This is a genomic window from Simiduia agarivorans SA1 = DSM 21679 (assembly GCF_000305785.2).
In the GTDB taxonomy this organism is placed as follows: Bacteria; Pseudomonadota; Gammaproteobacteria; order Pseudomonadales; family Cellvibrionaceae; genus Simiduia; species Simiduia agarivorans.
In genome coordinates this window covers 2491837-2502979 of the sequence record NC_018868.3, presented here as the reverse complement: position 1 = coordinate 2502979, position 11143 = coordinate 2491837, and the positions used below count along the sequence as shown (strand labels likewise).

Below are 11143 nucleotides of genomic sequence, written 5' to 3'. Positions count from 1 at the left end.
ATGGATAAGCCACTGCGCGTGGGCCTGCTTCTGGACGATATGACCCTGAAGGTCAAATACCAGCAGTTGATTCAGATGCAAATGGGGCAGCTCGCAGGCGCCTATGATGCCAGGGCTGATAGCATGCCCGACGTGGAAGCTGATGCATGGTTGGTGGTGTTGGGAGAGGCGCTGGAAAATCCCGCGCTGGATGCCTGGCTGGAAAACCAGAAGGCGCCGATCATTTTCGACGATGCTTTGCATTGTCAGGATGATAATTGGCAACGCAGGTTGGAAAAGAAGTTATACCAGCTCGCTGGCATGGTGAGTCTGGAGGCAAGCCGGCAGGGCGGCATTGCCAATGCGGTGCGTGCAGTTTGGGTGTTAGGCGCCTCCACGGGCGGTCCCGCCGCAGTCAAAGCGTTTTTGCAGTCAGTGCCACAAGGGCTGGGTATTGCGTTTGTGTACGCGCAACACATTGACCAGGGCTTTGATGTCACGCTGGCGCAGGTCATCAGTCGGGGCAGCGCCTATGGTGCTGTGCTGGCAGGGCACGGCGGCTTACTGTTACCGGATAGTGTAACCATTGTCCGGCCGGACCGCGAAACCGAGATGCTGGCCAATGGCACCTTACTGGTTCACCCAAGGGGGTGGGCAGGACCTTATAGCCCTGCCATCAACCAGGTGGTTGCCAATGTGGCATCGGTGTACGGGTCACGCTCGGGCGCGATCATCTTCACCGGCATGGGTGACGATGGTAAAGCCGGCTGTCGTTTGATGAAGCAACAGGGCGGTGAAGTTTGGGTGCAAACGCCGGAATCATGCACGGTTTCGAGTATGCCGGATGAAGTGATCAGCACCGGTGTCATCAGTCAGATGGGCACACCGGAGCAACTGGCCAGAGCAATGCACGCGCGCTATCGGGCGGAACAGGCCGGCTAGTGATTGTGTATCTTTTAAAATATTGATGAAACAGACAAGTCTATGAAAGCAAAAGCGGCGATTGAACATCAGGTGGCAATGGATATTCCTTGCCTAATGCTGCCGATGAGTGAGCATCAGATGCTGGCGCCCACTGTTTCAATAGCGGAAATTGTGTCTTACCAAACGCCGGTACCGGTGTTGGATGCACCCGATTGGTTGGTGGGGTTGATTGAGTGGCGCAAGCAAAAATTGCCCTTGCTGTCATTGGAAGTCCTGCGCGGTGAAGCGCGCGCCGAGATCACCGCCAAATCGCGTGTGGCCGTTTTCAATAACACGGGCGTGAGTGACGACCTGCCGTTTTTTGCGGTTGTCACCCAGGGTATTCCGCGTCTTACCCGGGTTCTGGAAGCCAGTATCAGCGAAGTACAAGATCAGCGCCCACTGCCTTTTGAACGGCTGCGGGTGCATGTTGAAGGTGAAGTGTGTTCAATTCCGGATGTAGCCGCGATGGAACAACTGCTGTTGGATTACCGTCGCAATGGCGGTGAAATCTGATTTTCTATCCGAGCGGCCGGCTCATTCCGGCCAGCTCTGCATTGCATCCAGCATAAATAACTGCCCCATAAACTCCAGCACAATCGCTTCTTCCAGCACGGTCACCACAGTCGGTCCATTTTCCATGCGGTCTTCGCGATAACGGCGTTTGCCGTTGATGATCGCGAAGCCCCGACTGACATCACTCGAATACACGTGGGCAGAATAATCCATCGGCCCGATCTGGCTTTGAACGCTCAACGGCAGTTCCCTGATATTGGGTAAGCGATTGGTGTCGGTGGATTGCGCCTTAGGTTGTGTGTCAGTTGCTGTTGGAGCGACCGCTTCAGGCTGACTGTAAAGTTGGGTGACTTTTTCATCGCCGTCGCCGGCGTCAGGCTTATAAAGCGACTGTGCCTGCGGATCGGGGGCGGCCCTGTTCTGACGCGTGCGGTCGGTCGCGATGGGTGGTGCTGGTGTGACTTGTGTCGTTTGTACGGCTGACGGCGAGCGCGCTTGGTTGTTGAGCACCAGATAGCCCGCCCATACTGCAACTCCCAGCACGACGACCACCAGCAACCACAACAGCAAGCGCAAGGGTGAAGGGCTGTCGTGTGCATCGGCGGCCTGATGAATACTGCTCAGATCGGGTGCGGCCGCATGCTGGCGTCTTTCCTGCTCGGATTTTTTCAGTGCATCCAGAATGTAAGACATCAGTGCACCTCCTGGCTATCGCTGGACAATACATCGCTGTTCAGCCGATGCTGCAGTGATTGCGGGCCGCTCAGAGTAATGGCATTGCCCACGGCTTCGTTCAGTTTCAGCAAAGTCTTGATGCCCACAATTCCGTCAGCTTCGAGCCCATGTGCGGCCTGAAACAGTTTTACGCGCTGCGCCAGCCGATCGTTATATTCCAGTGTCGCCAGGGGTGTCGTTTGCTGGTCGAGGGTGGCGAATTGCGCGGCGATGATGCGCACCAACGCACTGCGTTCACCTTTGGCCATGGGTTTGTCAAAGTCCTTGGGGCTCTGCCATAAATAAGTGAATTGACCATTCCACATATTACCCAGCGCCATGAGCGGTACGCGTTCGGTTTTTTCTGCGGTCTGAAGGATGGCTTCGTTGCCGTCGAGCGCCAACAGTGCAACGTAGCGCTGTTGCCCTTGCTGCGAGAGTGTCAGCACCGCCGGACGATTGATATCCATCAATTCCTGCCAATTCTTAACCTGCTCGGCGCCGCAGCGCCAACCATTGAGCGAGAGGGTTTCACACGGCAGCGGACCGGCAAACGTCGCCAGACCCATCAGATTCAGTAAGCTGTTCAGGGCACTGGTTTCCCGATCGAAAAACACGGGCGCCGATACTTTCACCTCCGGTTTGATCTGCTCGACCACTGGCACGGGACTTTCCGGCTCGGGCCACAACCACAGGCTGGTTGCGAGCAGAGCAAACACACCGGCGACGGACCAGGGCAGCCATTGGGGAATACGCAGTCCCGGTGTTTCACCCGCGACTTCGCGCAAGGCTTTTTTCAGCGTGTGTTTGTCGGCCTGGGATTTATTTTCTGCATAGGCACCCAGCAACAGGCGATCGCACAAAATGTTAATTACGCGCGGGATGCCTTGCGCATGCTGGTGAATCGATTTGACCAGTCCCGGGCTGAATAATTCCTGGCTGGCCGGCAAGCCCGCAACCTGCAACCGATGCCGGATATAGTCTTTGGTTTCTGACTGGGTCAGCGGCTCTATGTGATAGCGTGCCGTGATGCGTTGCGCCAGCTGACGCAGTTCCGGTTTGCTCAACAGCTCGCGCAATTCCGGTTGCCCGATGAAAATAATTTGCAGCAGTTTTTTGGTATTGGTTTCGAGATTGGTGAGCAGCCGGATCAGTTCAAGTACCTTTGCATCCAGATTCTGCGCTTCATCAATCAGCAACACGGTATTGCGACCGCGGCCGTGATTGGCGAGTAAAAATTTGTACAGAGCGTTGCTGAGACTGCGGATATTGGCATCGTCTTTGTCGAAAGCCACATGCAGCTCATCGCAAATCGACTGCAGCATCTCTTTGGCGTTCTGCAGCGGATTCAGCACGAAGGCCACGTCGGTATTTTCCGGCATTTGTTCGAGCAGGCTACGGCAAATGGTGGTTTTGCCGGTACCCACTTCGCCGGTCAGCATGACAAAGCCACCCTCCACCGTGACGCCATAGAGCAGGTGGCCGAGTGCTTCCCTGTGCTTGGCGCTCATGAACAGGTATTTGGGGTTGGGGGCAATGGAGAAGGGCGTATCCTTCAGCCCGAAATAGTCCGCGTACATATCCGCTGTTTACTGGTTCCGAAGGGGTGAATGTAGTCTTTCGCGGCCCGGGTCGCAACCGCTTTACCGCACTGATAAACTGCGGGGCCAACCATCACAGTGTGCGCCCGTGATACCGCTTGTCACCCATCCCGCCTATAGCTACCCCTTTCCGGACCGGCACCGGTTTCCGATGGCCAAGTTCGGTTTGTTGCATAGCTATCTGCAGCAGCAGGGTATCGCGCAGCCGACCAACACCTTCCGGCCCGGTAAAATCAAGCACAGTCAGCTGGCACTGGCGCACTGCGAGCAGTACGTCACCGCGTTTGCCTCGGGTTTGCTGGATGCGCAGGCACAGCGGCGATTGGGTTTGCCCTGGTCGGAAGGGCTGGTGCGGCGCACCTTTATTTCACCGGCTGGCACGCTGTTGGCAGCCCACTTTGCACTGCGCGAGGGTATCGCCTGCCATCTCGCCGGCGGAACCCACCACGCTCACCGGGATTTTGCCTCCGGCTTCTGTGTGTTCAATGACCTGGCGGTAACCGCCCGGGTGTTATTGGAACAACAGTTGGCCACGCGGGTGTTGGTGTTTGATCTGGATGTGCATCAGGGCGATGGCACGGCCCGTATTCTGGCCGACGTACCCGGTACCTACACCTGCTCGGTGCACTGCGAAAAAAACTTTCCTGTGCGCAAAGCCCAAAGCGACCTGGATGTGAACCTGCCCGTGGCTATGTCGGACGACGGCTATTTGCAGGTGGTGAGCGATACGCTGATGCGACTGTTACGCGATTACCAGCCAGATTTCATTCTGTACGACGCGGGCGTGGATGTGTTTGCCGATGACCCACTGGGCCGACTTAATATCAGCTTGCAGGGCATTGCCGCGCGCGATGCACTGGTGTTGTCCATGGCGCGGGACCGGAACATACCCATTGCCACTGTTATCGGTGGCGGTTACGACAAGGACCAGACCGCGGTCGCGCGTCGGCATGCCATTTGTGTGGAACAGGCGCACCGGCTTTTCGGCTAATCCGACACCCGAACGGAATAGTAATCTACCACCGCCTCGCCAACCGGCGCCTTGTGCAGCTCCCGGGCCACAAAGGTCATACCGAGTTTCTGCATGATGGCGATCGATCCCTGATTATCCGGCAGTGCGATGGCGCTGAAATGGCGGTAGCCGGCGGCTTGCATATGCTGCATCAGGTGACGGGCCGCTTCCGTGGCATAACCCATGCCCCAGTGGCTGCGTAAAAACCGCCAACCCAATTCCAGTTCATTCCAGTGGGGCTGGTCGGAAAAAAAGTGCATGGGCCGGACCAGTACCCAGCCGATAAATCGATCGTCGTGGTTCAGAAAAACGCCCCACAAGCCCCAGCCTTTGGCAGGATTGCGGTACGCCTGCAGGCGCGGCAAAGCTAGCAGGCTATTGATAAACCCCTTGCATGCTCAGGCTTTCAGGCTGGTTCGTAGTTTAGGCGCCGTTTTGAAGGTGTGTGTCCACCCACCGAAAAGCGGCAACGACAAGTACGGACCAGCCTGAAAGCCCCTCCGGGCGAGGCCTGAAGCGCACATCTGCTGCGCTTTGGCTCTTGCAAAGGGAGCCACCCTGAGCGTCGAGACAAACCGCAACATCTGCACGCTTCAGGTCTCGCTGAGCATGTAAGGGGTCTATCAATAGCCTGCTTGTTGTTCAATGCTTTCGCGCGTGGCCGGCACTCCGCCATTGATGTACTTCATCACTTCGGGATCGCGGTCCAGGGCCAAAAACAGATCCGCATCGGCGGCATCCAGTGGCCGATACCAACAACGGGCCGAGCGCTCGGGACTATGCATCCGACAACACCGCGCAGGCTTGCGCCACGTTGTCCGCCAGATGTTTGGGATTGATGGTACCCACAATGGCACTGGTGACACCTTGGGTGTTGAGGACAAAATCCAGCGACGCTTGCACCGGATCGCGGTGTTGTTCAGACAAACAAATGTGGCCGCTGGCCAGCGCTTTTTTGATCAGCACACCTTTGTGGTGTTGCGCGCAGTAATCAATCACCGGTTTTTCCGCTTGCTCGTTCAGATTAAAAGTGACCATGGCCACATCGGCCAGGCTGGCCGCCAGCAAACCGCCCGCGACCGTTTTGCTGGACATGCCAAAGGCGCGGATATTGCCCGCTTTTTTCTGCTCGGCCAATTGTTCGAGTATGCCGGTTTCGCGGATGATCTGTTCGTCGTCGCCATTGGAATGCACCAATACCAGATCGATATAGTCGGTGTGCAATCGGCGCAGGCTGCGCTCAATACTGAAGCGCGTGTGGGCGGGCGAAAAATCAAAATGTGATTTGCCCTGCTCAAATTCTTCACCCACTTTTGAGCAGATCACCCATGACTGACGCTGGCCTTTGAGCAGCTCGCCCAAACGGGTTTCGCTGTTGCCATAGGCGGGCGCGGTATCAATCAGATTGATGCCCAATTCGCGCGCCTGGTTGATCAACGCCAGTGCGGCGGTGTCGTCGGGAATGGTAAAACCCTGCGGGTATTTTACCCCTTGGTCGCGGCCGAGCTTAACGGTGCCAAGACCGAGCGGGCTGATGTGCAGGCCGGTACTGCCGAGCGCTCTGCGTTGCATAGTGATACCTGTCAGCTCTGGGCCAGACCAAAGGCCAGGTCCCAGGGGGTGGGTGCAATGGCCGCTTGCGGCAGTGCCGGGCAGGCGGTGTGCGTGTGGCTTGGAACGACGCCATCCTGTGTCAACAGTGCCAGCATTTCGGTGGCGAGATTGGGGGCCAGCGTGAGCTTGGTGGGCCAGCCTACATACACATTGCCGATACCCGGTGCGCGACCGGCAAAGGCGTTATCGGGCCGCAGCCGATTGGGCTGCAGTGGCTCGGCGCGATCCACCGGCAGGGTTTGCCACTGGGCGTCCGACAAATCCACCCAGGGCATCAACTGCTTCAGTTCGGACTGCGCGGCCGCAATCTGCTCGCTGGCGCTGCGCGCAACGCCCGCTTCCGACAGCTCGCCGCCCAGGTACCAGACCCAGTCACCATCCAGCGCGCGGTGACTGGACAGCGTCAGGCGTGGGGTTTTGTCGGCGCCCAGGCAATGTCCCTGAAACGGAAACGGATGCTGGTGCTTGACCATGACCTGGTGCAGCGGTCGGGTTTGCATGGCCGGCTGCGCGATGCCCAATTGATTCAATAAACCGGCATTGCCTTTGCCCGCCGTCAGAATCAGCCGTTTGGCGCTCAGGCTGAAGTCGGCGGATTCGATGAAGGCGTTGCCATCCTGTTGGGTCAGTCTGGCGGTGCGCCAATCGATGTGTTTGCAGCGACCGTCGAGGTTGGCCGCCAGCTTGGCAATCACGGCGGGCACGTCCAGCACCATGTCCACCAGTTTGTACAGGTCGAAGCGCTGGTCAGCGGCTTTCAAGAGTGCCGGATAGTCTTCCGGTTTGACCTTGTCCACCCGCCCGCGCAGCGCTTTGCTGGCAAAAAACGTAGTCACCCGTGCGGTGACGCTGCGGCTGGCCCACATATAGAAATGGTCGGATAACACCGGCACGCCGGACAAATCCACGTCGCCCTGGCCGGCCAGGCAGCGGCGCCAGTGCGCGGGCATGTCGGCAATGGTTTCGCTGGCGCCGGTGAGTGCACCAGTGAGTGCGTATTTCACGCCGCCATGGATCATGCCCTGGCTGGCCAGCGTCTGGTCACAGCCCAAGGCGTTTTGTTCCAGCAACAGGCAATCGTAACCGGCGGCAGTGAGCCGGTTGGCCAGCCACAGGCCGGCGATACCGCCGCCGAGGATCAGGGTGTCGTAATGATAGTGCGTCATAACCAACTCGTTGTGCTGGCGGCCATTATACAAGACGTGGGAGTGAGAAGCCGATTCCGGTATCCTTAGGCCTCGTTTGCTGCGACTTGAGTTATGGCCCGCCTTCTCTACACCCTGACACTTTATCTGGCACTGCCCTTTATCGCACTGCGCCTTTTGTGGCGCGCGCGCAAAGCCCCCGCCTACGCCCGCCGTTGGTCCGAGCGCTTTGCAGCGGGCGGTGCCCTGCCCACCGAACCCTGCATCTGGGTGCACGCGGTATCGGTGGGGGAAACATTGGCGGCACTGGATATGATCAGGCGGCTGCAAGCGGAATACCCCGACAAGCCCCTGCTGGTCACCACCACCACGCCCACCGGTTCCGAACGGGTGCGCGCCGCGCTCGGTGACAGTGTGCACCATGTGTACCTGCCATACGACTTGCCGGATCACTGGTGGCGTTTTTTCCGCCGGCTCAGACCGCGTGTGCTGATCGTGATGGAAACCGAACTCTGGCCGAATCTGGTGGCGGCCGCCAGTCGCAGGCACATACCGGTGCTGCTTGCCAATGCGCGTTTATCGGCCCGCTCGGCGCGCGGCTACGCGCGATTTTCCGCGCTGACCCGGCCCATGCTGCAGCGGCTGGCTTGCGTGGCGGCCCAGCAGCAGGCAGACGCAGACCGGTTTGTGGCGCTGGGCCTGCCCGCGTCCCGGTTGCGGGTGACCGGCAGTATTAAATTTGATTTGCACCTGCCGGAAGCGCTGCGGGCGCAGGCGCAAGCGCTGCACCAGGCCTGGGTTCCGGCCGATGGCAAGCTCTGGCTGGCGGCTTCCACCCACGAGGGAGAAGATGCCATTTGCCTGGCGGCGCATCGGCTGGCCAGCGGCCAAATACCCGGGCTGCGCCTATTGTTGGTACCACGACACCCGGAGCGCTTTGGCAAGGTGACGTCCCTGGCGGCCGAGCAGGGTTTTCGCACTGTGCGCCGGAGCGAGTATGGCGGTGGCGATTTTGAGGTGATGGTGGGCGATACCATGGGGGAGCTGCTGGCGTTTTATGGCGCCTGTGATTTCGCCTTTGTGGGGGGATCGCTGGTGCCGCGCGGTGGCCACAATATGATTGAGCCGGCAGCCTGGGCCAGGCCAGTGATATCGGGGCCGCACCTGTTTAATTTTTCCGAAGTGGCGCGACTGCTCGAACAGGCGCAGGCGTTGACGCTGGCAGAAAACAGCGAGCAATTGGCTGAGGTGTTGGTGTCCTGGTGTGAACAGCCCGCGTTGGCGATGCAAAAGGGCCAGGCGGCATTGCAAGTCGCCGATGCCAACCGCGGTGCGCTGGATCGGTTGTTGGCGGAAATAAAGCGGCTCCTGGCCGGCTAAGGAACCGTCACCGGCATTCCCACTGTTCCGCGGTCGACGGCAAAAAAAAGCCGGCAATCATGCCGGCTTTTCCAATCCTGCAACAGCTTATTCGTACTTGGCGCGATTCTGCGCTGCCGCTTCATCCAGCCATTGATTGATTTGCACCACATCGGCAGGCGTCAGGTTGCCCGCTACGGCCTTGAGCCGGAACAGGTTGATGACGTAGTCGTACAGCGAATTGGAGTAATCGCGGCGCGCCTGGTACAGGGTGCGCTGAACTTGCAACACATCTACCAGGTTACGGGTGCCCACTTCATAACCGGCCTGGGTGGCCTGTACGGCACTGAGGCTGGAGGTAATGGCCTGCTTACGCGCAGCTACGCGGGCCACATCGGTGGTCACTTGCAGGTGCAGCGAGCGTGCGGCCTGAATGGTGTCGCGTTGGGTTTTGTTGAAAAGCTCCTGCGATTGCATGGCATTTTCAGCGGCCTGGCGCGAACGGGCACTGGTGCCGCCACCTTCGTAGATCGGCACGTTCAGGCTGATCGCCGCACTGCTGCCGGTGGTGACATTGTCACCCAGAATGGTGTCCTGAATGTCGCGGTCTGAATCGTTGTATGACAGCGATGCAGTCAGTGTTGGGTAGTGTGCCGCCTGGCTGGCCTGGGCGCCGCGGCGGGAAGCCTCGGAGGCAAACTTAGCCGACTTGAGGCTGTAGTTGTTTTGCAGGGCAAATTCGACCCACTCGCTGCGCGCTTCGGGCTGGGGCTTCAGCACCGGGAACTCCTCTTTCAGCGGCGCCACTTTATCGTGCGGTTTGCCGGTGAGCACTTCCAGCGCTTCAAACGCAATGCCCAGATTACCCCGGTCGGTCAGCGTCTGTGCCGTGGCGATATCGTAAGACGCCTGCGCTTCGTGTACATCGGTGATGGCGGTGAGGCCCACCTCAAAGCGTTGCTTGGTTTGCGCCAGCTGATGCGAGTTAGCGTTTTCTTCCGCGATGGAGGCTTCCAGCGTATCGATGGCCCGCAGCACATTGAAGTAGGCGGTGGCGGTGCGCACAATCAGGTCCTGTTGTGCGGCGCTGAAATCGGCTTCCGCTTTGTTGGTCAGCTCTTCGCCCTGTTTGTAACCAAACCATGCCGGCATATTGAGCAGCGGTTGCGCGAGCGTTGCGCCCCAGCTTTGCACATTGGTTTTGGTGGGCACGGGGCCTACACCTGAGCTGGTAATGTCCTGATCGCTCTGGCTGTAGGAAGCATTTGCACTGATCAGCGGCAGCAAATTCGCGCGGGCGATGGTCTTGGCTTCGCGGGCGCTGCGGTAAGCGGCTTCATCGGCTTTGATCTGGTGGTCGTTCTTAACCGCCAATTCATAAATCTGGTTCAGGGTGTCGGCCATCGAGAGTGGCGCTGCACTCAGCAGGCCGGCGGCACAAATCCAGCGCAAGCTGGCAGCCAGGGGAGTTCGGGAAAACATATAAGGTTCCTTGTTCACGATATGACATGAGTCCTGTTGCGAGGGCAGTATCGCCCCGGGCTTGGAATGAGGCAAGAGTACATTAAAGGTACCCCCGAGCCTAGGCAGCAAGCCCCATACAGGCTGAAAAGACAGGCCTTTGAGACGAGGCGGTGCTAGACTCGGAGGCTTCAACGGAGGAAGTAAACGCTATGGTTGTTTCAGTACAAAAAGTCTGGCTCTGTTTTTGTCTGCTGGTGTTAACCGCTTGTTCGGGCATCAAAATCCTGGAAGCTGACAAACCCAGCAGTAGCCTGGCACAGATGAACTACTATGCCTGGGCGGCCGAGCCGGTCACCAGCGACAGTTTGATGGCGCGTTTTGATCAGTTGGTAAAACGTGCGGTCGACGCCGAATTGAGCGCGCGTGGGTACCAGCGCGTGGAGGCGGATAAGGCCGAGTTTCTGGTGGATTATCGTTTCAGCGAGATAGAGACCCAGACCGCCACCGCGACAATGGATGGCAGTTACGATGGCTGGACCCGCGACCAGGCCGGCAGCCGGTTCGTGGGTTGGAGTAACGACCCCGGCATGAGTGAATACCCGATGGGTGTACTCAATCTGGCGTTTCTGAGCGCCGATAAAAAGCAGGGGCTGTGGGAAATTTACGCCGGAAAAATGCTGGATGAAAAGCGCGATGTGGCCAACATGCAGGCGAATGTGGACCGGGTGGTGAAAAAATTATTCACCAATTTCAAACCGCGCGCCGCTGATTGATCC

The 11143-nt window shown here is 58.5% G+C and carries 12 protein-coding genes; 5 read left to right on the top strand and 7 right to left on the bottom strand.

Annotated features, from left to right (window positions below; all coding sequences use genetic code 11):
* The gene (locus M5M_RS11095; protein ID WP_029879689.1) at positions 1-921 is read left to right on the top strand and encodes a chemotaxis protein CheB; all 921 of its coding nucleotides are present in this window, start codon (positions 1-3) and stop codon (positions 919-921) included.
* 42 nt (positions 922-963) lie between these two features.
* The gene (locus M5M_RS11090) at positions 964-1458 is read left to right on the top strand and encodes a chemotaxis protein CheW (RefSeq protein WP_015047586.1); all 495 of its coding nucleotides are present in this window, start codon (positions 964-966) and stop codon (positions 1456-1458) included.
* Positions 1459-1479: 21 nt separating this feature from the next.
* Here M5M_RS11090 and M5M_RS11085 read toward each other — a convergent pair whose 3' ends face one another.
* Together M5M_RS11085 and M5M_RS11080 are read right to left on the bottom strand one after the other, a co-directional pair.
* Entirely contained in the window at positions 1480-2151 is a 672-nt protein-coding gene (locus tag M5M_RS11085; RefSeq protein ID WP_015047585.1) for a general secretion pathway protein GspB, read from the bottom strand.
* Complete coding sequence (locus tag M5M_RS11080) at positions 2151-3752, bottom strand: ExeA family protein (RefSeq protein ID WP_015047584.1); 1602 nt, start codon at positions 3750-3752, stop codon at positions 2151-2153. The genes M5M_RS11085 and M5M_RS11080 overlap by 1 nt, the downstream gene beginning before the upstream one ends.
* Positions 3753-3861: 109 nt before the next feature.
* On the opposite strand from M5M_RS11080, the gene M5M_RS11075 reads away from it, so the two are divergent.
* On the top strand, positions 3862-4764 hold the full coding sequence (locus M5M_RS11075; RefSeq protein WP_024330319.1) for a histone deacetylase family protein: 903 nt from the start codon (positions 3862-3864) through the stop codon (positions 4762-4764).
* On the opposite strand, the gene M5M_RS11070 is transcribed toward M5M_RS11075, so the two are convergent.
* From M5M_RS11070 to M5M_RS11060, 4 genes are all read right to left on the bottom strand, one after another.
* Positions 4761-5150, bottom strand: a complete 390-nt coding sequence (locus M5M_RS11070; protein WP_015047582.1) for a GNAT family N-acetyltransferase — start codon at positions 5148-5150, stop codon at positions 4761-4763. The two genes, M5M_RS11075 and M5M_RS11070, sit on opposite strands and share 4 nt — an antisense overlap.
* 258 nt (positions 5151-5408) lie before the next feature.
* Positions 5409-5570, bottom strand: a complete 162-nt coding sequence (locus tag M5M_RS20350; RefSeq protein WP_015047581.1) for an N-acetyltransferase GCN5 — start codon at positions 5568-5570, stop codon at positions 5409-5411.
* Positions 5563-6357 carry an aldo/keto reductase gene (locus tag M5M_RS11065; protein ID WP_015047580.1) on the bottom strand — a complete coding sequence of 265 codons (795 nt, stop codon included), beginning with the start codon at positions 6355-6357 and terminating at the stop codon, positions 5563-5565. Before M5M_RS11065 ends, M5M_RS20350 begins: the two co-directional genes overlap by 8 nt.
* 11 nt (positions 6358-6368) lie before the next feature.
* The gene (locus M5M_RS11060) at positions 6369-7565 is read right to left on the bottom strand and encodes an FAD-dependent oxidoreductase (RefSeq protein WP_016389359.1); all 1197 of its coding nucleotides are present in this window, start codon (positions 7563-7565) and stop codon (positions 6369-6371) included.
* Between the two features lie 93 nt (positions 7566-7658).
* On the opposite strand from M5M_RS11060, the gene waaA reads away from it, so the two are divergent.
* Positions 7659-8924, top strand: a complete 1266-nt coding sequence (gene waaA / locus M5M_RS11055) for a lipid IV(A) 3-deoxy-D-manno-octulosonic acid transferase (RefSeq protein WP_015047578.1) — start codon at positions 7659-7661, stop codon at positions 8922-8924.
* 87 nt (positions 8925-9011) lie between these two features.
* On the opposite strand, the gene M5M_RS11050 is transcribed toward waaA, so the two are convergent.
* On the bottom strand, positions 9012-10385 hold the full coding sequence (locus tag M5M_RS11050; RefSeq protein WP_015047577.1) for a TolC family outer membrane protein: 1374 nt from the start codon (positions 10383-10385) through the stop codon (positions 9012-9014).
* A 191-nt stretch (positions 10386-10576) separates the two neighbouring features.
* Between M5M_RS11050 and M5M_RS11045 the strand changes: the two genes are divergently transcribed.
* Positions 10577-11140 carry a DUF4136 domain-containing protein gene (locus M5M_RS11045; RefSeq protein ID WP_015047576.1) on the top strand — a complete coding sequence of 188 codons (564 nt, stop codon included), beginning with the start codon at positions 10577-10579 and terminating at the stop codon, positions 11138-11140.
* Positions 11141-11143 lie beyond the last annotated feature (3 nt).